A 23155-nucleotide genomic window follows, 5' to 3' on the forward strand; every position below is an offset into this window, starting at 1 on the left:
CGTTCCGAGCGGTTAGGCTCGGCGTCATGCTCGATTCGGCCCTCACGGGACTTCGTACGTTCATCATCCTCGCCGTCCTCGCGGCAGCGGTCGCTCTGGCCGGTGCCTGGGGATGGAAGGCGATGACCGCACCCTTCCCGCAGAAGGTCGAGGTCGGGCCGTGCGCGGACGCGCCGGTCAAGAAGGGCTCCGAGGTCTACCCGTCGCAGGTGGTCGTGACCGTGCTCAACGCGAGCACGCGCGCCGGGCTCGCCACCCGGGCGATGACCGACCTCGTCGACGCGGGCTTCGTCAAGGGATCCACCGGCAACGCGCCCAGCGGCACCAAGCTGAAGACCGTCGAGGTGTGGACCCCCGACAAGAACGCCCCCTCCGCCGCGCTCGTCGCGAGCTGGCTCGGCGACGCGAAGATCGTCGAGAAGAAGTCCGACATCCCGGGCATCGTGGTCGTCACCGGCGAGAACTTCCCCAAGGTCACCGGCGGAGACAAGACCGTCACCGCCAAGGCCGACGGCACGATCTGCAGCCCTCCGGTCGAATAAGGCGTACGCAGCCCCTCACCGCAGCCAGCCCGCGAGTCGTCCCTTCCGGCTGACCATCTCGAGGCGCCGTTCCGCGCGCTCACGCTGGTGGCGGGGCACGACGACCAGGACGACGTCGCGGGCGCGAAGGACCGTGGTCTCCTCCGGAACCAGGGTCCGTCCGTCGCGGATCAGCAGCGACACCGACGACCCCGTAGGCAGCCGGAGCTCGCTGACCTCGACGCCGTGCAGGCGCGACTCGGGCGGGATGCGGAGCTGGATCAGGTCTGCCGCGATCTGCTCCAGCGGCGCGACGTCGAGGTCGAGCGAGCGCGGGTCGTTGGGGCGGGCGACCTCGAGCACGCGGGCGACCCACGGCAGGGTCGGGCCGGTGAGCAGCGTGTAGACGACGACCATCACGAAGACAAGGTCGAAGAGCTGCTCGGCGCCGTCGACGCCCTCGGCCAACGGGATGGTGGTGAGCACGACCGGCACCGCGCCACGCAACCCTGCCCAGGAGACGAAGACGGTCTCCCGCCATGACATCCGGGAGACCACCGTGCTGACCAGCACGGATGTCGGCCGGGCGAGGAAGGTCAGGATCAGGCCGGCGGCAAGGGCGAGGCCGATCGTCGTGAGGTCGATACGCCCCGGGGAGAGCAGCAGCCCGAGCATCACGAAGAGCCCGATCTGGGCCAGCCAGGCGACGCCCTCGGCGAAGGACCTGGTGGCACCGCGGTGGGGCAGCTCGGAGTTGCCGAGCACGAGTGCGGCCACGTAGATCGCCGCGAACCCGGACCCGTGCAGCCACGCCGCTCCGCCGTACGCCAGGAAGGCCAGCGTCATCACTGCCAGCGGATAGAGACCGGCGGAGGGCAGCGCGGCCCTCCGCATCAGCCATGCTCCACCGAACCCGACGAGCAGGCCGACCACGATGCCCAGCAGCAGCTCGCCGACCACGATCCCGGCCACGACGACCGGATGGTGCTCAGCGATCGCACCACTGGCGATCAGCGTCACGATCACCACGGTCGGGGCGTCGTTGAGCCCCGACTCCGACTCGAGGACACCGGTCAGCCGCTTGGGCAACGGCACCACCCGCAGCACCGAGAACACCGCGGCCGCATCGGTCGGCGAGGTCACCGCCCCCAGCAGGAACGCCAGTTGCCAGGAGAGCCCGAGCAGATAGTGCGCCCCCACCGCGACGATCCCGATCGAGACCACGACCCCGACCGTGGCCAGCATCAGCCCGAGGCCGAAGGCGGGACGTACGTCCTTCCACGACGTCGTCAGACCACCTTCGGCCAGGATCAGCGCCAGCGCCCCGAAGCCGACCGCGTGCGCGAGCTGAGCGTCGTCGAACCGGATCCCGAGCACCGACTCACCGAGCAGGACGCCCATCAGCAGGTAGATCAGCAGCGACGGGAGCCCCGCCTTGGTCGACATCCGCACCGCGAGGATCGCCAAGAGCGTGACCAGGGAGCCGATCAGCACGAACAGGTCGAACTGATGGACGTCGAAACTCATGTACGCCGGGCCCCCCTCCGACCTATGGACCTGCATCTTAGGGCGTGTCCGAGAACTCCCTGGCGGCCTGCGCCGCCAGGGCACGCACTGGCCGGCGTTGCCGCCCCTCGAAAGACCCCGGTATGCCTTCGGAGCGGCGCCTTGGCCAGCACGCACCCTGACGACGCATGCCATCCAGGCATTTCTCGGCCACGCCCTAATGTTTGCTCCCATGGACCGCCTGACTGTCGCCCAACGCGCGAACGTGCCTCCTTTTCACGTGATGGACATGCTCGAGCGGGCGGCGCAGCGGCAGCGGACGTACGGCGATCTCATCTCGCTCACCTCGGGGCAGCCGTCCACGGGGGCGCCACAGGCGGTCAGCGCCGAGGCGGTGCGGCTGCTGCAGAGCGGTGACCCGCTGGGCTATACGCCGGCGACCGGGATCCTGGAGCTGCGCCAGGCGATCGCGGGGCATCATCGGGCGTGGCACGGGATCGACGTCTCCCCCGACGACGTCGTCGTGACCACGGGCGCGAGCGGCGGCTTCCTGGCGACGTTCCTGGCAGCGTTCGACACCGGCGACCGGGTGGCGATGGCCCGGCCGTCCTATCCCTGCTACCGCAACGTGCTCGCGGCGCTCGGGTGCGAGGTCGTGGAGATCCCGACCGGCGCGGCCGAGCGGTTCCAGCCGACCGTGGAGCAGGTGCGGGAGCTGCACGAGCGCGTCGGTCTGAAGGGGCTCGTGGTGGCCAGCCCGGCCAACCCGACCGGAACCATGCTGCTGCCCGAGGAGCTGGCCGCGCTGGCCCGCTACTGCGAGGAGGCCGGGATACAGCTGATCTCGGACGAGATCTACCACGGGCTGACCTACGGTGGGGACGGTAGCCGTGGCCGCAGCGCCTGGGAGACCTCGCGCGAGGCCGTCGTGTTCGGCTCGTTCTCCAAGTACTTCTCCATGACCGGCTGGCGCATCGGCTGGCTGCTCGCGCCCGCCCACCTGCGACGCGCGATCGACGTCCTGGTCGGCAACTTCACCATCTGCCCGCCGACGCTCGCCCAGCATGCCGCGGTGGCGGCGTTCACCCCGGACGCGTACGCCGAGCTCGACAGCCACGTGACCCGCTACGCGACCAACCGGGGGGTGCTCCTCGACGGCCTCCGCTCCCTCGGGGTCACCGAGATGGCCCCGGCTGACGGCGCCTTCTACGTCTACGCCGACGTCAGCCGCTGGACCGACGACACCATGGCATGGTGCCACCAGATCCTCGACCGCACCGGCGTCGCGATGGCTCCTGGGATCGACTTTGACCCGGTCGACGGACACCGCTTCGTACGTCTCTCCTTCGCTGGGTCGTCGACCGAGATCGAGCAGGGGCTGGACCGCCTGTCCACGATCCTGACCTGACATACCCCGCCGAGGCGTCAGTTTCTGACCGCGAAGGGTCGATTATTGACGTCGAGTGGGCCATCTCGACGTCAATAATCGACGTCTCGGCGCCAAGAACTGACGTCTCGGCGGACGGGGTTTGAGAAAGTTTGGGATTTTACGTTTAGGAATCGCTCCAGCGGGTAGGACCATCTCAGAGACCTGTCCAAGGAGGGATATGTACGGCGACAGCGACGTGATCCGCCGTCGGGTGAGCCGTCTGCGAGAGCAGGCGGACGACATCCGCGCGAGTGCCGACAAGCTGGTGGTGCAGGCCGAGGCCGTGCCGTGGCACGGCCGGGCTGCCGAGTCCCTCCGTGGGCGAATGAAGGAGCGAGCCACCGCGCTGCGGAGCTCGGCCGAGAAGCATGACCGCGCGGCCGACGCCCTGGCCAAGCACCTCAAACAGGTCGACCTGTTCAAGGAGCAGATCGCCGAGGCCGAGGCGCGCGCCGAGGTGCTGACCACCGACGGCAAGCTTGACGGATTCGAGGCCCCTGAGCCGGGCCACAAGGACTGGCTGGAGGTCACCTTCCGATGACCACGATCGACCTGGGCCCCGCTCCGGCGGCGCCGACCGAGCCGTGGGCAGGAGTGCCCCGGCGGGTCGGCCTGACCCTCCCCGAGCTCACCCACGCCTGCGAGACCATCGGGGCTCCGCTCCCGTTCGAGGTTGCGACGCACCGTGACGAGGGGCTCGACGCCCGGTTGGGGCGCACCCGCTCCGCAGCCGAGGCCGAGGCCCTGGCGCGCGCCGTCGCCGGCTTCGGCGAGGGCAGCACCTCGCTGCAGCGCCGCGACCTCCTCGACACCGACGGGACCCTCGACGCCGGGATCGCCGGCGCCCTGGGACTCCTGGCGACCCCCGAGGTGGTCATCGACCTCGATGTCGTCGTCGACGGCCTCCGCGGCCGCGCCTGGCACCGGCAGAAGGGTGAGGCAGCCGCCTCGCTCGCCACCGTGGACGGACTCGTCTTCGAGCTCTCCTGGTATCCCTCCGCGGCCTGGGCGGCCGAGCTCGGCCGAACCGCGACGCTGCCAGGTGACACCGCCCGGCTGACGTCGGCGGTACCCGAGCAGCTGGAGGTCCCGTTCGCGACCGCCGACGCCGTCTTCGAGGCGCTGCGCACCGGTCGGGGCGACCTGGTGCCGGTGCTGACCGAGGGCGACGTGGTGGTCTCGAGGGCCCTCGAGGCACTGTCCACCGAGGCCCACGGCCGGCTGCGTGCCATCGTCGCGACGACGGCCGACCCGGAGAACCCGCTGATCGGCACGGTCTCCTGGACGCTGGTCAACGACGGCTGGCGTTCGATGCGTACGGTGTCGCTCGATGGAGAGCTGACACTGCTGATCACCAGCGTGGAGCCGTCCGAGCTCGCCGCAGACCTTGCTCCTGTTCTCGCGGAGGTGGCCCGATGAGCTCTTCGACCAACGATCCGATCAACCGCCTGGGACCGATCCCGGGTGGCGCCCCCGACTCGGTGCCGCCGCCTGCAGGCCGCGAGGACAAGTACGAGCAGATCCTCGGCCTGGCCGGCTCCATCGGCGACGCCGGCGCGCAGCTGCGCGAGTGGGCCGAGCTCGGCGCCGAGATCCTGACCGACGACGACGTCACCTCCTCCGCCGAGCTCTCGGCGAAGACCTGGGAGCCGGCCGAGGAGGAGATCCGGGCCGCGACCTCCGAGAAGAGTGGCGTCCTCGGGCTCGGCCAGGCGCTCGAGGCCGATGCGCTCTCGGTGCGGGCGACGGTGCAGACCTACCGCTGGATCGACGAGCTCCAGGCCGCTGCCCGCAGCACGCTGGGCGCCATCGCGGCCAACGCGCTCGACTACCTCGCACCCGAGGTCGAGCTCGGCGGGTCGCTGCTGTCCGCCGGCCTGATCGAGACCGACGCTCTCGACCGCGAGGGCGTCACCGCCTATCTCGGCGAGCTCGCCCAGGGTCATCCCGAGCTGATGGACCACATCGCCACCGGCGGCGGGCTGCTCGAGTCGCTCGAGCTGCGCTCGCTGCTCACCGCCGACTTCCCGCGCGGTGATGACGCCGGGGCGGCCACCGCGGGCGCGCTGCGCGCCGCTGGCATCGACACGTTCGCGACCGACGCCGGGCATGCGCTGCGTGACGTCGGCGGGGCCCTGGCCTCCACCGAGGAGGACACCCGGGCCGGCGACATCACCGCAGCCACCCCGGCCACCATCGAGGAGCTGATCCGCACCCTCGAGGCCACCGAGACGGGTGTCGCGGTCCAGAAGACGGCGCCCGGTCGCTACATCGCCTATCTGCCGGGGCCGTACGCCGGCAGCCGACGCCTGCGGCTCGTCTCCGGTGACCTCTCCGACTACATCGCCACCGCGTCACGGACCATCGAGGAGACGGTCGAGGCCGGCTCCCACGTGATGCTCGTCGGTGCCGCGGCCGGGGGAACCGCGGCGGCCGCGATCGCGGCTTCGGCCGGAGCTGCGTACGTCGTGGACCAGGTGGTCACCGTGGGTGCTCCCGGCGCGGCAGCACCGCGGGTTCCGGAGACCACGCGGGTGCTGTCGCTGGAGGACCGCTCCGATCCGGTCGCGCTCCTCGGCGGGCTCATCAACGCGGGTGTCGGACACCGGTTCACGGTCGTCTACGACGGCACCGCGGCGCAGGAGAGCCACTACGTGGCCGGCGGGCGGGCTGCGGACAACGCGGCCCACGACGAGCTCCGCGACGAGATCGGGCGGATCCGCAGTCTGGGATATCTCGGCTGAGCCGCGGGCTTGCCTCGGGGACGTGAGTCGATACGGTGTAGATCGCCCTCGGCTCCATCCCCGACCTCACCTGTGCTCGGTCACCGGCCAGTCGATTGCGGAGGGCACTCTGACGCCTACCTGATCGGTCCCTGTGAAGTCCATCGTCGTCCACGCCGGCCTCCCCAAGACGGGCACCTCCGCGGTCCAGGCGTTCTTCAGCACCCATACGGAGACGCTCGCGAAGTCCGGCATCTTCTACCCGCAGCACACCGTCGACCAGAACGGCATCAGCGCCGGCAACGCCGGATCGCTCATGGAGCGCTCGGGCCATCTCTTCGTGGCCTCGCCCCGCGAGGTCGCCAGGACGCTCGAAGAGTTCGACGCCAGCGGCTGCCACACGCTGCTGCTCTCCTCCGAGGCGTTCCTCCCCGAGCTGCCCGGGATCGCCGAGCTGCTGCCGTCGCAGGCCCGGTTCGTCCTCTACGTCCGCGATCCCCTCGCCTTCCTGGAGTCCGACTACAACCAGCGGGTCAAGCGGATCGGTCATCTCGAACCGTTCGCGGCGGCGCCTGATGCGTACGGCGGATGGCTGGGTCACGAGCACCTCTACAAAGCGCTCGGCTCCGAGGCGGTGCGCTCCCGGCTCGTCCTGCGTCCCTACCTTCCCGAGCTCTTCGTCGGTGACAGCCTGCTCACCGACCTGCTCGACACCGCCGGGATCGACACCGCCGAGCTCGGCGACCTGTCCTTGAGGCGGGTCAACCTCTCCTACTCGCTGCACGCGCTCGAGATCAAGCGCGCCCTCAACGTCCTCCCGCTGGGGCCGCAGCTGCAGGAGCGCCTCGACATCCACCTCCAGTCCTGCCCCCTCGGGCCGACGACCTACACCCTGATGCCTCCCGCAGACCACGAGCGGCTCCGGAAGATCGCAGACGACGAGCTGCGCGCGCTCGCGCTGAGGTACGACATCGACTCCCTCGAGCCCATGCGGGAACTGCTGCGCGAGAAGCCGCAGAAGCCCTTCCACCCGCAACAGCTGACCGACGACGAGGTCGACGCCGTCGTACGGCACATCGCCAACGTCGGTAAGCGGCTCACCCGCCGGATCGCCCAGACGCTCGCCGAGCACCCGGAGATCGAGCTCGTCTACCCCTCCCTGCGCGACTCGTTCGCCGCCGCTGCTGCCGAGCTGGGCGAGGAGCCCACTGCACCGAAGCGGCGCTGGTGGTCGCGTCGGCGCTGAGCGTCGGGATACCCGGTTAACCGGGTATCCCTGCACTTCTCAGGCGTTGCATTGCCAGAGAAGTGCAGGAAAAGCCTGAGAAGTCAGGACAGATCGACGACCACGATCGTGTGGTTGTCCGGCTCCCCGGCGGCGACGACAGCGGCCGCGACCGCGTCGGCGACCGACTGCGGGCCGGCCTCGGCGGAGATGAGCGCATCCAGGTCGTCCACGTAGGAGTGGACGCCGTCGGTGGTCAGCACCAGCCGGTCGCCCGGCAGCAGCTCGAGCGACATCTCGTCGGCGACGACGCCGGGCACCAGGGCGCGGTTGAGCAGCGCCCGGTGCTCGTGGGAGCGAGCCTCGTCGGCGGTCAGCTGGCCGGCCTCGACCATCGCGGCGACGACCGTGTGATCGTGGGTGACCTGGCGTACGTCTCCGTCCCGCACCAGGAAGACCCTCGCGTCGCCGATGTGGGTGATCCTCGCGGTCGAGCCGTGCAGGTCGACGGCGGTGAGAGTGGTGCCCGACTTCGGCACCTCCGAGAACACCTCCTGGATGGCCGCTCGCAGCCCGCCGCCGGCGTACGCCGTCAGGGCCGCCCCGGCAAGATCGTCGCGCTCACCAAAACCGTCGGCGACGGCGATGAGCTCGGGGGTGACCAGGACGGCATCCTGCTGGCTGGATCGGCCACCTGTCTCGTGGCTGACGCCGAACTCGGCGTGCAAAGTTTCCGTTGACGTAGTCATCTGACGTGCCTCGCTCCTCAATCGGTGGACGAGGACGGAGACCATCTTGCGACGCGTGGCGGTGTCGGCCTCGACCTGGCGCCAGTAGGTCTCGACCTCGACCGCCGCGAGTGCGGCGGGCATGTCGACGATCTCCCGGATCCGGGCCAGCGGCATCCCGACCAGGCGCAGTGAGGCCACCAGGCGTGCGCGTTCCACCTGGTCAGGCCCATAACGGCGATAGCCGGAGACCGCGTCCACCTCGGCAGGAAGCAGCAGACCGAGGTCGTCGTACAACCTCAGTGCCTTCGGCGTCAGCCCGGTCTCCCGGGCGAAATCACCGATGTTCACAAGCCCCTCCAGGCCGCTCATGGTCACCATCCTCCCCGGTGAAGGTCACCGGTGGAAGCAGATTGGTGCTTCCCCCTGGGTCAACCTCAAGCCCCGGTCTGCTCGGCCCACTTCTCGAGCAGCCGGGCGAGCGACCGCCGCTCGGCCGCGGTGAAGACGGCGAGCAGGCGGTGCTCGTTGGCGATGTGGTCGGTGAAGGCCGCGTCGATCAGCTCGCGCCCGCGCTCCGTCAGCGCGATACGACGCCCGCGGCCGTCCTCGTCACGGCGGTCCCGGCTGACCCAGCCCTGAGCCAGGCAGCGGTCGACCCGCTTGGTGACCGCCCCCGAGGAGACCATCGTCTGCTCGCCGAGCTCCTTCGGAGTCAGGGCGTACGGAGCGCCTTGCCGTCGCAACGTCGCCAGCACGTCGAACTCGCCCTCGCCCAGTCCGTGCTCGGCATAGACGCTGACCAGCTCGTCGGTGAGACGCAGCGCGAGACGGTGCAGCCTGGCGATGACGGCCTGCGGGGTGATGTCGAGGTCGGGGCGCTCTCGCTCCCACTGCTTCATCACGGTCGAGACGTGGTCTGTCATGACCATGGAATATATCTCACGCGGAAACTATTATACCTTCCATGGAAAGTAGATTTGTTACCCTCGCGCTGACCGCGATCGCCCCGGTGGCATGGGGGTCGGGCTACTTCGTCACCGCGACGTTCCTGCCGCCGGACCGGCCGCTGTTCGGCGCCGTGGTTCGGGCCCTGCCCTTCGGCCTGCTGCTCCTGGCGCTCCGGCCGGGCCTGCTCCACGGCTCCTGGTGGTGGCGCACAGCGGCGCTCGGACTGCTCAACTTCGGGGCGTTCTTCGCCCTCGTCTTCGTCGCCGCCTACCGGCTCCCCGGCGGCCTCGCCGCAACCCTGACCGCGGTCTCGCCGATCGTGGTGATGCTGCTGGCCTGGGGCTTCGCCGGGGAGAGGCCACGCGCCGGGTCGCTCGCGGCCGGAGTCGTCGGCGCCATCGGCGTGGCCCTGCTGGTGCTCCGCGATGGCGCGGGTCTCGACCTGATCGGCGTCCTGGCCGCCTTCGCCTCGGTCGCCGTCTTCTCCACCGGCTTCATCCTCGTCAAGGTCTGGCAGCCGCCGGTCGGACTGCTCACCTTCACCGCCTGGCAGCTCGTCCTGGGTGGCCTCATCCTCGCCCCGGTGGCCCTCATCGTCGAGGGCCCGCCGCCCGCTCTCGACCTGCCGGCGATCGGGGGCTACGCCTACATCGGCATCGCCGGCACGGTCGTCGCCTACGCGGTCTGGTTCCGTGGCGCCCGGCGGCTGCCTGCCGCCGCGGTGTCGCTGATCGGCCTGCTCAACCCGGTCGCCGGGATCCTGATCGGCCTCGCTTTCGCAGGCGAACACCTCACCCCGATCAGCGGGCTCGGAATGGCGCTGGTGCTCGGTGGCGTACTCCTCGGACAGCCCGCGGTGCTCGACCGGATCAAGGCCAGACGCGGCCCGGAACCAGCCTCGTGTGCGGACGTTGGAGCAGCGGGATAGGTTCACCTCCATGAAACTGCGTGCACGTGCGCTCGAGCTTCTCGTCTTCACCGTCGGTGCCGGCACCTTGGGATCCGAGATGGCCGCCGCTCGGCTGCTCGCTCCGTGGTTCGGTGACTCGACGATCGTGTGGGCCAACACGATCGCGACAGTGCTGGTCGCGCTCGCGATCGGCTACTCCGTCGGCGGCAGGATCGCCGACCGGAACCCGCACCCCTCCGGCCTGGCCAAGATCGTGCTCGTCGCCGCTGCCCTCCTGGCCGCGGTGCCATTCATCGCCGACCCGTTCCTCCCGCTCGCGGTCAGGGCGGTCGACCAGCTCAGCATCGCCACCTTCGCCGGCTCGCTGGTCGGAGTCGGAGTGCTGCTCGCGATCCCGCTCTTCCTGCTCGGCATCGTCAGCCCCTACGCCGTCCGGCTGACCGTCGAAGCCGTCGAGGATGCCGGCCACGCAGCCGGGCGCCTCTACGCGATCTCGACGGTCGGCTCCCTGGTCGGCACCTTCGCCGCCTCGCTGCTGCTCATCCCGGTCGTCGGGACGCGACGTACGTTCCTGATCTTCGCTCTTCTGATGGCGGTCTGCGCGATCCCGCACCTGGTCAAGCGCCGGCTGCCGGCCGCGGTCGTGCCGGCGGTGATCCTCGCTCTGATCGCGCTGCCGACCGGGTCGATCAAGACGCTGACCAGCAACGGCGGCGAGGTCATCTGGGAGAAGGAGACGGAGTACCAGTACGCCCGCGTGGTCGAGTACGACGACGGCAGCCGCTACCTCGAGCTCAACGAGGGCCACGCCGTGCACTCGGTCTACAACAAGGGTGAGTGGCTCACCGGCGCCTACTGGGACGAGATGCTCTCGCTGTCGTACGCCGGCGCGGAGGCCCCGAAATCGGTGGCGATCCTGGGCTCGGCCGCCGGGACGACCGCGCGCCAGTTCGGTCACTTCGCCCCCGAGACCCGGGTGGACGCCGTCGAGATCGACGAGGACGTCACCGAGGTCGGCCAGAAACTGTTCGACCTGAAGGACCAGCCGAACCTCCACCTCCACACCGCCGACGCCCGCCCGTGGCTGCAGAAGCAGACCCGGAAGTACGACGCGATCATGGTCGACGCCTACCATCAGCCCTACATCCCGTTCTACCTGACCACGAAGGAGTTCTTCGCGCTGGCGAAGTCCCACCTGAACCCGGGCGGGGTGCTCGTCGTTAACTCAGCCCACCCGGAGGGCTCCACAGCGCTGGAGAAGGTCCTCACCGCAACCCTGCGGACCTCGTTCGGCGAGGCCGTGTGGCGGTCGGACTCCGGCCCGACCAACACCCACCTGATCGCGACCGTCGACCCGGATGCGGATCCCGAGGCCAACCTCATCGCCACCGCGAAGTCGCAGCCCGCCGACCTCGCCGGCACCCTCACCGACTCCGCCGCCCGGCTCGAGCCGGGCATCCGGGGCGGGACGGTCTACACCGATGACGTCGCGCCGGTCGAGTGGCTCACGGACCTCAGCCTGCTCGAGGTTGCCTGACCCGCTCGGGCGCTTCACCTCACCGATCGGCGTCTTGCGCAGGCATCCCACGCAGACTTGGTCGGGCGCGACCTTGCTGAGCCGGCGCGGCGGCAGCACGTGCCACGTCCCCAGCCGGCGGCCACACTGGGTCTGCACGTACCCATGGCTCCTCTTGACCGAGCGAAGGTGCCAGAAGCTGCCCCGGTCGGTCCGGTAGACCAGCGGGTCTTTGGCCAGGACCGGCGGCCTCTCGCTGGACCCCATGCTGAGTCTGTCGTCTACGAACACGAATTCCCCCAAGGAATGTCGATGGCTCTCGTCGTTGAGTGTCTCGAGACGCCGGGGTCACAGCCGGGCCGAACGCCCAACGTCCCGAGACACGTTCGACCATAAGTCCACTCATTGCAACGGGTCAAGGCGGAAAGGGTGGGGCTATGCGGCTATTCGGGATCTGTACGCCTCAGTAACGTGTTCTCCCATGAGCAATCCCCGTCCGCGCGGCCTGCCGAAATACCTCCACGTGGCCGACTATCTGCGGGCCCAGATCGACGACGGCACCTATCTGCCCGGCGAGCGTCTACCGACCGAGCCCGAGCTGATGGACACCTTCCCCTACGACCGCGCCACGATCCGGCGAGGCTTGGCGGTGCTGCGCAACGAAGGCCTGATCACCAGCGAGCAGGGCCGTGGTGTGTTCGTACGCGACGCCACCAAGACCCGCTACGACCTGATGAGCATGCTGATCACGGACCCCAGCCACCCGGCGAAGCCGGACGCGGCCTACCACCAGCCGCCGCGCGGCCCGGACGACGGCATCTCGGTCGAACACTCGTATGAGGTCATCGCGGCCGGCGAGAAGCTCGGGGAGGCCTTCGACCTCGACCCGCGCAGCGAGCTGCTCAGCACCACCTACACCTTCTTCATCAGCGGTGACACGGCTGAATACCGCACCACGGCCTACATCCCCTATCCGCTGGTCATCGACACCCCGCTGGCCACCCCGTCCGACGACTGGCCGCAGCCGCCGATCAAGGATCTGCTGGCCACGGTCGGCGTGAAGGTCACCACGGTCGCGATGGACATCGAGTCGCGGATGCCGACGCCGCAGGAGAGCTACGACCTGCAGATCCCCGACGGCACCCCGGTCCTCTCGGACCGGCGCCGGTTCCTCGCCGACGACCGGGTCGTCTGCGTCACCGACTCTGTCGGGGTTGCCGACCGGATCGTCTACGGGCTCGACCTGAAGCTGCAGTGAGCCGGCCCGGCCTCAGGCCAGGTCGTGGACGAACTCGGAGAGCTGAGTGAGGTTGCGGCACTCCCGCATCTCGATGATCGAGCCGTAGCGCGTCGCCTCGGAGTCGCCGGTGTCCCACTGCGTACGGACCTCGGGGTTGAGCCAGTGGGCGTGCCTGCACGCGTCGGCCATCGCGCGCAGCGAGTCGACAGCGAGGTCGGAGTAGTTGGACCGGGCGTCGCCGAGGATCAGCAGCGACGACTTCGGGCCGAGGGCGTCGGCGTGGCGCTCCTGGAAGAGCGAGAAGGCGCGGCCGTAGTTGGTGCGCCCCATCCGGGCCGCGTGCTCGGTCGCCTTCGTCAGCTCGGTCATCGTGTCGACCAGGTCGGCGCCGGGCTTGAAGTAGGACGTGACCTCGTGGATCTCGTCGACGAACGTGAACGCGCGCACCTTGCCGAACTGCTCGCGCAGGGCGAAGACGAGCATCAGCGTGAACGTCGCGAAGTTGGACACCGAGCCAGACACGTCACACAGGATCACCAGCTCGGTGCGGTGCGGCCGCTTCGGCCTGAAGCGCAGGTCGACGGGGACGCCGCCGGTGGACATCGAGGACCGGAGCGTACGCCGCAGGTCCACCGCTCCTCGCCGGCGCGCGTGATGCTCCTGGGTGAGCCGGGTCGCCAGCCGGCGCGCCAGCGGGTAGATCTCGCGCCGGAGCGCCTCCAGGTCGGCCCGCCGTGCGTGCAGGAAGTCGAGCTTCTCGATGGTGGGGCGTACGGCGATCTTGGCGATCTGCTCGGGGCCCTTCTCCTCCGCGATCCGGCGGCGGGCGTCGGCCTCCACGAGGCCCGAGAAGCGGTCCACCCGGCGGGTGCCGACCCGGGCCGCCTCCTCGTCGGTCCAGCCGCCCTGCTGGAGCCCCTCGATCAGCCGCGAGGTGAGCTCGTCGGTCGAGAGCCGGCGCAGCGCGGTGTAGGACGACCACGAACTCAGCCCGGGCCCGCGGCCGGGCATCGCGCCGAAGCGCGCCACCGCCTCGGCGGCCAGCTGGCGGAGCATCTCGACGTCGTCGGCCTCCAGGGCCTCGCTCAGTCGCGAGGTGAACTCGGAGAGCGCCTCGGGCCCGTCCTTCGCCACTCCCGCGGCCTCGGCCTCAGCATCCATCCCCGAGCCGACCATCCGCGGGAAGTAGAGCTCGAACAGCCCGTCGAAGGTGGCCCGCTGGTTGGCGCGCTTGACCAGGGTCGCGGCGTACGCCTCCTTGACCTGGGTCCGGTCGTTCCAGCCGATCAGGCCCAGGGCGGTGACCGCGTCGAGGCCCTCGGAGAGCGACACCGGCAGCCCAGCTCCTCGAAGTGCTTCGAGGAACTCGATGTGCCGGTCGAGGAGCGTCACCTCTTCAACCGCAGCTCTCGGACCGCACGGTCGACGTCGGAGGAGTGCTTGAGGACGACGCCGAGGGTGTCGGCGACGGCCTTGTCGGAGAGGTCGGTGATCTCCAGCGCGATCAGGGTGCGCGCCCAGTCGACCGACTCGGCGATCGAGGGCGACTTCTTGAGCTCGAGCTCGCGCAGCCGGCCGACGACGGAGACGAGCTGACGCGCCACCTTGTCGTCGAGCCCGGGCACCTGGGAGAGCACGATCTCGCGCTCCCGGTCGGCCTCGGGGTAGTCGAGGTGGAGGTAGAGGCAGCGTCGCTTGAGCGCCTCGGAGAGCTCGCGGGTGGCGTTGGAGGTGAGTACGACCAGCGGGCGCCGGGTCGAGGTCATCGTGCCGAGCTCGGGGATGGTCACCTGGAAGTCGGAGAGCACCTCGAGCAGCAGCCCCTCGACCTCGACGTCGGTCTTGTCGACCTCGTCGATGAGCAGCACCGTCGGCTCCTCACGGCGGATCGCGGTCAGCAGCGGCCTGGTCAGCAGGAACTCTTCGGAGAAGATGTCGTCGTGGGTCTCCTCCCACGCCTGACCGTCGTTGGCGGCCTGGATGCGGAGCAGCTGCTTCTTGTAGTTCCACTCGTACAACGCCCGGGCCTCGTCCAAGCCCTCGTAGCACTGCAGCCTGACCAGCTCGGCCCCGGTCGCGCGGGTGATCGCCTTGGCCAGCTCGGTCTTGCCCACACCTGCCGGTCCTTCGACGAGCACCGGCTTCTCCAGCGCCCCCGCGAGGTAGGTCGTCAGCGCGGTCGAGTCGTCCGCGAGGTAGCCGACGTCTCCCATACGGGTGACGGCCTCGGCGGGCGAGGAGAACCAGGAAGACGTACGCGAAGGCATGACGCGACACTAGCGACTCTGCCCCTGGTCTGCTCCCGGTGTCCGGATGGGACGTTCGTCATAGTGACCATCGGACCCGTTACCGTCGGGCCCATCCGTCGTTGTGGTAGGCGTGCACTCGGACACCCCGCGACATCTGACGCTGGTCGTCGTCGCCATGAAGGTATGCGCGCTGACCGCGCTGGCAGCCTTCTGTCTGGTTGCCATCACCACGCCGTCCGAGCCCCGGTCGCTGGCGAAGCGGGAGCAGCCCGAGCTCGCCGCGATGCTCGAGCAGCACCACTGCGTGGCTCCTCCGACGATCGCGCCCTGGCGCCGGGAGAGCGCCATCATCCGCACGCCGCTCGGCGAGCTGAAGCATGTCCCTCTCGACGTCGGTCAGTTGATCGAGGAGGGCAAGGCCCGCGGCGAGCTGATCGCCTTCTGCGCCGACCCCGCCCCCTAGGACGGAGCCGACCGAAGAACGTCAGCTGGCTTCGGCGAGTGTGCTCGCGAAGAGTCCAAGCACGCGGTCGAGCGCGGCGCGGTCACCTTCGACCTTGAGCCCGGCCTCGGCGATCGCGGCGTCCACGGGGAAGCCCATGAACACGACGCCGGTCCAGGCCGTCGAGTCGCCCGCGATGGTGACGTCGGCGTCCTCGAGCGTGCCCTCGGCGAGGTCGAACTGGTTGCCCTTCCAGACGAGCCGGAACTGCTGCGGGTCGGCGTCCGGGCGGCGGGCGTCGGTCAGCTCCCAGGCGACGCTGATCGGCTCGGGGGTCGTCGCGCTGCCGGCGGGCACCATCGTGCGCATCGCCACCATCACGCCGCTGGGCGTCATCCCGGCCGACATGATCGGGAAGCGGGTCGAGCCGTGGGCCCAGCGGCCGAGCGCTCCGAGGATCGTCTCGAGCTCGCGGCCCCACGGGGTGAGGGCGTAAGCCGTCGTCTTGGTGATGTAGCCGAGCTCGGTCTCGACCACGACGCCGGCGTGCTCGAGGAACAGCAGCCGGTCCTTGAGCTCGTCGGTGCTGACCCCGATCACGGAGGACTCCAGGTCCCGTGCCGTACGCGGCCCGAACATCAGCTCGCGCACCACGATCAGGCTCCACCGGTCGCCGATCAGGTCCAGTGCATGCGCGGCCGCGCACGCGTCTCCCAGGTCCCCGTAAGTCAGGTTCAGGGTCACGTCGATCCTCTCCGAGTCATTCGATCGCATCGAGCGTAGTGAGCCCGAACTACGGGTCGTCAGAGCCAGAAGTCCCGGCGTGCCTGCTGAAAATGCTGTGTCTCCTCGAATGCGGCGTTAGGCGATGGCGGAGTACGCAGCAGCCACCCGCTCCACGGCCCGCTGGTCTCCCGCGACGGCCATCGAGCCGATCGGGCTCCCGGCGAAGACGACGTCGGCCCATGCCGACGAGTCGCCGGAGACGGTCGTCGCGGCCTCGTCGTCCGCACCCTCGGTCAGCTCGAAACGGTCCTCGTCCCACTGCAGTCGGTAGCGGCGTACGCCTGCGGCGGGACGCCGCTCGTCGTGCAGCTCCATCGCGAGCCGGACCGGGCCGTCGCCCCACTCGGCCATCGTGGCGTAGGGGGCCATGGTGCGCATCGCCACGACCACCCCGTCGGGGGTCATGCTCCCGTCCACCGGGAAGCCGGGTGAGTGCTGCGCCCAATGACCCAGCGACCGCATCACGTCCTCCAGCCCCTGCCCCCACTCGGTGAGCCGGTAGACGCGGGTCCGTCCGAGGTCGTCGAGCTGCGCCTGCTCGACGACGCCGCTGTCTCGCAGCGCCTTCAGTCTGGAGGTGAGCACGGCGGGCGTGACCCCTACGACTGCCGAGGCCAGGTCGGCGAACCGGCGCGGTCCGAGCAACAGCTCGCGGGCGATCACCATGCTCCACCGGTCCCCGATGACATCCATGGCGTGCGCGGTCGCGCAGGCATCACCCAGGTCGGCGTACGTCTGCTTCTTCGGCATCTATCCTCCAAACTCTCTTCACAAGAGTATCAACTATGTTTAACGTAGTCAGTATGACCACGATCTCACTACCTCCCGTCGTCGACCGGACGACCTATCTGCACGAGCGCGATGCGCTCCTCAACCGCGAGAAGGAGCACACCCGAGCGGGTGACGCCCTCGCCGCGGCGCGCCGACGGCTCCCGATGACCGAGGTCGACGCGGCCGCATCCCTCGTCGGCGCCGCCGGACGGGTCAGCCTGCTCGACGCCTTCGAGGGGCGTACGCAGCTCTTCGCGAGCTACCACATGTGGCACACCGGCCATGCCGCCGCCGACCAGTGCGAGGGGTGCACGTTCTTCAGCGGCGGCGTCACCGAGCTCGGTTACCTGCACGCGCGCGGGGTGACGTACGCCGTCTTCTGCCAGGGGCCCTACCCGGAGAGCTCCCGCTACCGGGACTTCATGGGGTGGGAGATGCCGTGGTACTCCGTGCCCGAGGAGTCGTGGGACGTCCTCGACGCCCGCGGGTTCTTCGGCGGCAAGGTCTGCTACCTGCGCGACGGCGACCGGGTCTTCGAGACGTACCGCACGACCGGTCGCGGTGTGGAGCCGATGTCGGCGTCGTACGGGATCCTGGACATGACCGTCTACGGACGGCAGGAGACCTGGGAGGACTCACCGGAGGGCTGGCCACGGCGCACGGGCACCGACGGCAGCCAGTTCCGCAGCGAGGAGGCGGCCACGACCAACCACCGCGCCGGCGTGAGCGGTCGGCCGACGGCTCAGTGGTCGCGGCTTGCAGCCGGACGCGACGACGATCTCGGATCGGACACCGCCCCTGCCGCCGACCATCACTGTCACTGAGGAGATCCGGATGCGTACGACGATCGCACTGCCCACCCGGGACCGCGCCCGGTCCCATGTCTTCCTGCGTGACGGCCTCGGCCTCGAGACTCCCGGCGAGCTCGCCGACGACGGGGTCCCCGAACCGCTGCGGGCGACTCTGTCGGACTCCTGCGAGGTGATGATGATCCCCACCGGCGGGTTCAAGTGGGTCACCGGCCAGCTCGACGACGAGCCGATGGACGCGGCGGCCATGCCCCCGGAGGGCCCGAAGCAGTGCCTGGTCACCATCGAGCTCGGCTCGCGCGACGATGTCGAGGCGCGCTATGCGGCGGCCACGGCTCTTGGCCGCGGCGTGATCGAGCCGGAGTCGGCGCCGTGGGGTGAGTACCGTGCGATCGTCGCGGACCCCGACGGACACCTGTGGCAACTGACGTCGCGCTGAGGTCTGGTCTTGCCGCCCCTAGAATCTCCCTATGGCCGGAGACGACACACGGATGCTGCTGCTGGGAGCAGTGGCGCTGTTCGAGCCCGTCAACGGCTACCAGATCCGGCGCGAGCTGATGTCGTGGCAGGTCGACCAGTGGGCCAACATCAACCCGGGCTCGATCTATCACGCACTGACCTCGCTGACCGAGAAGGGCCATCTGACCAGGCACGACCTGGTCGACAACGGGCGGACGGTCGCGGTCTACGAGATCAGCGCCAGCGGCCGCGCAGAGCTGGAGCGCCTGGTCACCCGCTCGCTGCAGGCCGTCGACGTCTACAACGGCGTCTCCTTCTACGCCGCGTTCTCGCTGGCGCCTCTGCTGGAGCGTCCCGCCGTCATCCAGCAGCTGAGTGTCCGCCTGCAGGCCCTGGAGCGCACCGACAAGGAGCTCGACGCCGCGATCCGGGCCAACACCCACGTGGCGCCGCCCCACACCGGTGCCGCACTGCGCCTCCAGCTCGACAAGCTCCGCTCGGAGCGGGCGTGGCTGGTGGAGGTCCTGGACGACGTACGCAGCGGCAAGTTCGCCTTCGCCGGCGACGCTCCCGGCTGGACGCCGGCCGAGGACGACCCGGGATGGCAGATGGACGCCGACCGGAAGCGCTACCGGGAGATGCTGCGCGGCTGAGCCGGCGCGGGTGTCGCCGAATTGGTTTGACATCTCGGGATCAAAATTGAACACTCACGGCATTCAAGTTTGAACACCCAGGTAAAATCGGGTGATTGTTGTCGATGGTCCGTGCTTGTCTGGGACTTGCACGCACAAGGGAGTGACACATGATTCACGCACGCGGCCTGAGGCACACCTTCGCCTCCGGCCATGGCAAGCAGAAGAAAGAAGTCGTCGCGGTCGACGGAGTCGACCTCGACGTCGAAGAGGGCGAGGTGGTCGGCTTCCTGGGCCCGAACGGCGCCGGCAAGACCACCACCCTGCGCATCCTCACCACCCTCCTCAAGCCCACGGCAGGCACCGCCACGGTGGCGGGCTTCGACGTGGCCAAGCAGTCCGTCGAGGTCCGGCGGAGCATCGGCTACTGCTCCCAGGTCGGATCGACCTTCTCGGGCGCTTACGCGGGCGACGAGGTCGTCGACCACGGCATGCTCTACGGGATGTCCAAGAAGGACGCCGTCGCCCACGGGCAGGCGCTCTTCGAGAGGCTTCAGCTCGACGGGCTCTGGCGCCGCAAGCCTCGCAACATGTCCGGCGGGCAGAAGCGCCGCCTCGACATCGCGATGGCGCTGATCCACGCCCCCAAGCTGGTCTTCCTCGACGAGCCCACCACCGGCCTCGACCCGCAGGCGCGGGCCAACCTGTGGGACCACATCGCCTCGCTGCGTACGGACCACGGGGCCACGGTCTTCCTGACCACCCACTACCTCGACGAGGCCGACACCCTCGCCGACCGGGTGATGGTCATCGACCAGGGACGCATCGTCGCGAACGACACCCCGGAGAACCTCAAGGCCGCCGTCTCCGGCGACCTGGTCTCGCTCGAGGTCGCCACCGACGAGCAGGTCGCGATCGCGCGCGACAAGCTCGGCTCGATCTCGGAGACCATCGAGGTCGACGAGCGACTGGTCAGCGGCCGGGTTCCGCGGGCCGGAAAGGCAGTCCCCGGGCTGCTGCGCGACCTGGAGTCCAACGGCGTCTCGCTGGAGTCGATCGAGGTCGCCCGACCCACCCTGGACGACGTCTTCCTGACGCTGACCGGACGATCGCTGCGCGATGCCGACTCAGGCACACCCGAGGCCGAAGCGGCCGCCGAGCAGACTCAGGAGGCCAAGTGATGACCGAGTTCCAGCAGCCCGTTCTCAAGTCCGGCTTCTTCCGGGAGTCGATGGTCGTCTTCAACCGACAGCTGCGGATGAACCTCCGCAACCCGGCCTGGGTGCTGATCGGCGTGATGCAGCCGATCCTCTACCTGGTTCTCTTCGGCCCGCTGCTCGAGCCGCTGATCGAGGAGCTCGGTGGCAACGCGTACAACTGGTTCGTCCCGGGCATGCTCGTCCAGCTCGGCATCTTCGGGGCGATGTTCGCCGGCTTCTCGCTGATCGGGGAGTGGCGTGAGGGCGTCATCGAGGCGGAGCGGGTCACCCCGGCGTCGCGTGGCGCGCTGCTCTTCGGGCGTCTCTACCGCGACCTGCTGCAGATCCTGGTGCAGGCGATCATCCTGGTCGCCCTCGGCCTGGTGATGGGCATGGACTTCAAGCCGGTGGGGATCCTCGTCGGGATCGCGATCACCGTGATGATCGGTGGCGCCGGAGCCGCGGCCTCCAACGCGTTCGCGCTGCTCGTCAAGAGCGAGGACGTGATGGCGCCGGTGACCAACATGCTGCTGATGCCGATCCTGCTGCTGTCGGGCATCTTCCTGCCGATGAGCTTCGGTGCCGCGTGGCTCGAGACGCTGGCCGACGTCATCCCGACCAAGCACATCGTTGACGCGGTGCGAGCCTCGTTCTTCGGTGACCTCGGGGTTGCCGACATCGGCTGGGGCGTCGGCTGGACCCTGGGCCTGTTCGCGCTCGCGGTCTGGTGGGGCATCTCCACCTTCCGCAAGGAGAACGCCTGACTTCTCGGGTGTTTCCTGCACTTCTCGGGTGTTGCATTGCCTGAGAAGTGCAGGAATACCCGGTTAACCGGGTATTCCAACACCCCTGCCGATCTAGCGGAAACACCAGCGTCCTCTCAGCGGTGACTCAGCGAGGGGTGGCAAGGTAGGAGTGTGAACAGCCCTGCCACCCCGAGCGACAGCCCCGGCGACAAGCCGCACGTGCTGGTCGTCGACGACGACAAGGCCGTGCGTGAGTCGCTGCGCCGGTCGTTGGAGTTCAACGGCTACGTGGTCGCCCTGGCCGGCGACGGCGCCGAGGCGCTTGCCGGCATCGCCAACCACGATCCCGACGTGGTCGTGATGGACGTGATGATGCCCCGCCTCGACGGCATCGAGGCCACCAAGGCGCTGCGGGCAGCCGGCAACGACGTACCGATCCTGGTGCTGACCGCCCGCGACGCCGTCGGCGACCGGGTCGACGGCCTGGACGCCGGGGCCGACGACTACCTCACCAAGCCGTTCGCGCTCGAGGAGCTCCTTGCCCGGCTGCGCGCGCTGCTGCGCCGGGCCGCCCCGATCGGCGAGGACGACGAGGAGACGCTGCACTTCGCCGACCTGTCCATGAACACCACCACCCGCGAGGTGACCCGGGGCGAGCGAGCCATCGAGCTCACCCGCACCGAATTCACGCTCCTGGAGATGTTCCTGCGCCGGCCCCGCCGCGTACTCGATCGGTCCTTCATCCTCGAAGAGGTGTGGGGCTACGACTTCCCGACCACGGCCAACTCGCTGGAGGTCTACGTCGGCTATCTGCGCCGCAAGACCGAGGCCGAGGGCGAGGCCCGGCTGATCCACACCGTACGCGGCATCGGCTACGTCCTGAAGGAGTCGTGAGCAGCGCCGTGACCACGCCGGCAGCCAGCTCGCGCTACCGCGGCTCTCTGGCGGGCCGGGTCACCCTGCTGACGACCCTCGCGGTCGCCGGCTCGATCGCGCTGATCGCGATCGGGCTCTACTTCGTCGTACGCATCCAGCTGCAGGCCAACATGGACGAGTCGCTGCTCAAGCGGGCCAGTGTCGCTGCCGCGAACACCGCGTCCATCCAGGACACCCGGACCGGTGAGGCCTTCCCGACCTGGGTGCTCAACGCCGGCGACATCCAGATCGCCGAGGTCGTCGACTCCCACAATTACTGGTCGCCGACGCTCGGCACGTTCCCGCGTCCCGGCGCGCCGGAGGAGGCGGTGGCCAAGCGCGAGGCCAAGCAGTCGGTCCGTACGGTCTCCACCAAGGTGGGCGTGTTCCGGGTCGTGAGCGTGCCGATCCCGGAGAGTGACTCCGCCCTGATGCTGGCGCAGTCGCTGGAGCCGCAGCAGGCGATGTACAAGCGGCTCGGGCTTGTCGTGCTCTTCTTCGGCGCGGCCGGTGTCGTCGCCGCGGCGTTCGCCGGCTGGGTCGTGGCAGCGGGCGGGCTGCGGCCGGTGAGGCGGCTGACCGCTTCGGTCGACCGAATCGCGACCACCGAGGACCTCACCCCACTCCCGGTCGAGGGCGACGACGAGATCGCCCGGCTGGCCACGTCGTTCAACCGGATGCTGTCCGCCGTCTCCGCCTCCCGGGACCGGCAGCGGCAGCTGGTGGCCGACGCCTCGCACGAGCTGCGTACGCCGCTGACCTCGCTCCGCACCAACGTCGAGCTCCTCACCCAGGCCGATGCCTCGATCTCGGGCGAGCAGCGGGCCGAGCTGCTCGGCGACATCCGCGCCCAGATCGAGGAGCTCACCAACCTGATCGGCGACCTGGTCGAGCTGGCCCGCGACGCGCCGGCCGAGCCCACGCTGGAGACGGTCGACCTCTCCGAGGTCGTGGACCGGGCGCTCTCGCGTGTCCGTCTGCGCGCACCGTCGGTGACCTTCTCCGAGGAGATGGCGCCGTGGTGGGTCATGGGCGACACCAGCTCGCTGGAGCGGGCGGTCACCAACCTCCTCGACAACGCCGCCAAGTGGTCGCCGGAGTCGGGCACGGTGCACGTCTCGCTCCGCGATGGCGTGCTCAACGTCGACGACGAGGGGCCGGGCATCGCCGAGGACGACATCCCCTACGTCTTCGACCGGTTCTACCGCTCCACCGAGGCCCGCTCGATGCCTGGGTCGGGGCTCGGCCTCGCTATCGTCCGGCAGGTCGCCGAGCGTACCGGCGGGTCGGTCTCCGCGGCCCGCTCCCCGCACGGTGGTGCGCGGATGACCATGCGCCTGCCCGGCTCCGCCTCTCCCAAGCCGACAGAACCGCCCACGGCGGTGCTGAACAACTAAG

Annotated in this window: 24 protein-coding genes; 17 read left to right on the forward strand and 7 right to left on the reverse strand. The window is 69.5% G+C overall.

The genetic code is table 11. The features are described from left to right. Positions 1–26: 26 nt before the first annotated feature. On the forward strand, positions 27–542 hold the full coding sequence (locus tag AB0F44_RS12565) for a LytR C-terminal domain-containing protein (protein ID WP_357355810.1): 516 nt from the start codon (positions 27–29) through the stop codon (positions 540–542). A gap of 15 nt (positions 543–557) precedes the next feature. Here the strand turns inward: AB0F44_RS12565 and AB0F44_RS12570 are convergent, their stop codons facing one another. Then, on the reverse strand, positions 558–2048 hold the full coding sequence (locus tag AB0F44_RS12570; RefSeq protein WP_357355812.1) for a potassium/proton antiporter: 1491 nt from the start codon (positions 2046–2048) through the stop codon (positions 558–560). 211 nt (positions 2049–2259) lie between these two features. Here AB0F44_RS12570 and AB0F44_RS12575 point away from each other — a divergent pair, with 211 nt between their 5' ends. From AB0F44_RS12575 to AB0F44_RS12595, 5 genes are all read left to right on the forward strand, one after another. Then, positions 2260–3435, forward strand: a complete 1176-nt coding sequence (locus AB0F44_RS12575) for a pyridoxal phosphate-dependent aminotransferase (protein WP_357355814.1) — start codon at positions 2260–2262, stop codon at positions 3433–3435. 199 nt (positions 3436–3634) lie between these two features. Beyond that, positions 3635–3997, forward strand: coding sequence for a hypothetical protein (locus AB0F44_RS12580; protein ID WP_357355816.1), 363 nt, complete (start codon positions 3635–3637; stop codon positions 3995–3997). After that, positions 3994–4875, forward strand: a complete 882-nt coding sequence (locus AB0F44_RS12585) for a hypothetical protein (protein ID WP_357355818.1) — start codon at positions 3994–3996, stop codon at positions 4873–4875. Before AB0F44_RS12580 ends, AB0F44_RS12585 begins: the two co-directional genes overlap by 4 nt. Next, the gene (locus AB0F44_RS12590) at positions 4872–6200 is read left to right on the forward strand and encodes a hypothetical protein (RefSeq protein ID WP_357355820.1); all 1329 of its coding nucleotides are present in this window, start codon (positions 4872–4874) and stop codon (positions 6198–6200) included. The genes AB0F44_RS12585 and AB0F44_RS12590 overlap by 4 nt, the downstream gene beginning before the upstream one ends. Before the next feature lie 133 nt (positions 6201–6333). Then, positions 6334–7425 carry a hypothetical protein gene (locus AB0F44_RS12595; protein WP_357355822.1) on the forward strand — a complete coding sequence of 364 codons (1092 nt, stop codon included), beginning with the start codon at positions 6334–6336 and terminating at the stop codon, positions 7423–7425. An 83-nt stretch (positions 7426–7508) separates the two neighbouring features. Here the strand turns inward: AB0F44_RS12595 and AB0F44_RS12600 are convergent, their stop codons facing one another. Both AB0F44_RS12600 and AB0F44_RS12605 read right to left on the reverse strand, forming a co-directional pair. After that, positions 7509–8504, reverse strand: coding sequence for a MerR family transcriptional regulator (locus AB0F44_RS12600; RefSeq protein WP_357355824.1), 996 nt, complete (start codon positions 8502–8504; stop codon positions 7509–7511). 65 nt (positions 8505–8569) lie between these two features. Beyond that, entirely contained in the window at positions 8570–9058 is a 489-nt protein-coding gene (locus AB0F44_RS12605; protein ID WP_357355826.1) for a MarR family transcriptional regulator, read from the reverse strand. A gap of 41 nt (positions 9059–9099) precedes the next feature. Here AB0F44_RS12605 and AB0F44_RS12610 point away from each other — a divergent pair, with 41 nt between their 5' ends. From AB0F44_RS12610 to AB0F44_RS12620, 3 genes are all read left to right on the forward strand, one after another. Continuing rightward, positions 9100–10011 (forward strand): DMT family transporter, encoded by a 912-nt coding sequence (locus AB0F44_RS12610; RefSeq protein ID WP_357355828.1) that lies wholly within the window; start codon positions 9100–9102, stop codon positions 10009–10011. Between the two features lie 10 nt (positions 10012–10021). Continuing rightward, on the forward strand, positions 10022–11530 hold the full coding sequence (locus AB0F44_RS12615; RefSeq protein WP_357355830.1) for a fused MFS/spermidine synthase: 1509 nt from the start codon (positions 10022–10024) through the stop codon (positions 11528–11530). 460 nt (positions 11531–11990) lie between these two features. Then, complete coding sequence (locus AB0F44_RS12620) at positions 11991–12767, forward strand: GntR family transcriptional regulator (RefSeq protein ID WP_357355832.1); 777 nt, start codon at positions 11991–11993, stop codon at positions 12765–12767. A 12-nt stretch (positions 12768–12779) separates the two neighbouring features. Here AB0F44_RS12620 and AB0F44_RS12625 read toward each other — a convergent pair whose 3' ends face one another. Together AB0F44_RS12625 and AB0F44_RS12630 are read right to left on the reverse strand one after the other, a co-directional pair. Continuing rightward, positions 12780–14141, reverse strand: coding sequence for a VWA domain-containing protein (locus tag AB0F44_RS12625; protein ID WP_357355834.1), 1362 nt, complete (start codon positions 14139–14141; stop codon positions 12780–12782). After that, positions 14138–15016 carry a MoxR family ATPase gene (locus tag AB0F44_RS12630; protein ID WP_350663119.1) on the reverse strand — a complete coding sequence of 293 codons (879 nt, stop codon included), beginning with the start codon at positions 15014–15016 and terminating at the stop codon, positions 14138–14140. The genes AB0F44_RS12625 and AB0F44_RS12630 overlap by 4 nt, the downstream gene beginning before the upstream one ends. A gap of 112 nt (positions 15017–15128) precedes the next feature. On the opposite strand from AB0F44_RS12630, the gene AB0F44_RS12635 reads away from it, so the two are divergent. Beyond that, a complete protein-coding gene (locus AB0F44_RS12635; protein ID WP_357355836.1) occupies positions 15129–15461 on the forward strand; it encodes a hypothetical protein in 333 nt (110 codons plus the stop codon). Positions 15462–15482: 21 nt separating this feature from the next. Here the strand turns inward: AB0F44_RS12635 and AB0F44_RS12640 are convergent, their stop codons facing one another. Both AB0F44_RS12640 and AB0F44_RS12645 read right to left on the reverse strand, forming a co-directional pair. Continuing rightward, complete coding sequence (locus AB0F44_RS12640; RefSeq protein ID WP_357355838.1) at positions 15483–16184, reverse strand: winged helix-turn-helix transcriptional regulator; 702 nt, start codon at positions 16182–16184, stop codon at positions 15483–15485. Positions 16185–16301: 117 nt separating this feature from the next. Next, the gene (locus AB0F44_RS12645) at positions 16302–16976 is read right to left on the reverse strand and encodes a helix-turn-helix domain-containing protein (RefSeq protein WP_357355840.1); all 675 of its coding nucleotides are present in this window, start codon (positions 16974–16976) and stop codon (positions 16302–16304) included. A gap of 53 nt (positions 16977–17029) precedes the next feature. Here AB0F44_RS12645 and AB0F44_RS12650 point away from each other — a divergent pair, with 53 nt between their 5' ends. From AB0F44_RS12650 to AB0F44_RS12680, 7 genes are all read left to right on the forward strand, one after another. Then, positions 17030–17821: a DUF899 family protein gene (locus AB0F44_RS12650; protein ID WP_357355843.1), complete on the forward strand. Its 792-nt coding sequence runs from the start codon at positions 17030–17032 to the stop codon at positions 17819–17821. A 10-nt stretch (positions 17822–17831) separates the two neighbouring features. Then, a complete protein-coding gene (locus tag AB0F44_RS12655) occupies positions 17832–18245 on the forward strand; it encodes a VOC family protein (RefSeq protein ID WP_357355845.1) in 414 nt (137 codons plus the stop codon). Positions 18246–18276: 31 nt separating this feature from the next. Then, positions 18277–18918 (forward strand): PadR family transcriptional regulator, encoded by a 642-nt coding sequence (locus AB0F44_RS12660; RefSeq protein WP_357355847.1) that lies wholly within the window; start codon positions 18277–18279, stop codon positions 18916–18918. A 149-nt stretch (positions 18919–19067) separates the two neighbouring features. Then, on the forward strand, positions 19068–20078 hold the full coding sequence (locus tag AB0F44_RS12665) for an ATP-binding cassette domain-containing protein (protein WP_357355849.1): 1011 nt from the start codon (positions 19068–19070) through the stop codon (positions 20076–20078). Continuing rightward, positions 20078–20860 (forward strand): ABC transporter permease, encoded by a 783-nt coding sequence (locus AB0F44_RS12670; RefSeq protein WP_350663104.1) that lies wholly within the window; start codon positions 20078–20080, stop codon positions 20858–20860. Before AB0F44_RS12665 ends, AB0F44_RS12670 begins: the two co-directional genes overlap by 1 nt. Before the next feature lie 201 nt (positions 20861–21061). Continuing rightward, positions 21062–21736: a response regulator transcription factor gene (locus AB0F44_RS12675; RefSeq protein WP_141806421.1), complete on the forward strand. Its 675-nt coding sequence runs from the start codon at positions 21062–21064 to the stop codon at positions 21734–21736. Then, on the forward strand, positions 21733–23154 hold the full coding sequence (locus AB0F44_RS12680; protein WP_357355851.1) for a HAMP domain-containing sensor histidine kinase: 1422 nt from the start codon (positions 21733–21735) through the stop codon (positions 23152–23154). The genes AB0F44_RS12675 and AB0F44_RS12680 overlap by 4 nt, the downstream gene beginning before the upstream one ends. Position 23155: the final 1 nt, after the last annotated feature.

This window comes from Nocardioides sp. NPDC023903, from assembly GCF_040639295.1.
Lineage (GTDB): Bacteria > Actinomycetota > Actinomycetes > Propionibacteriales > Nocardioidaceae > Nocardioides.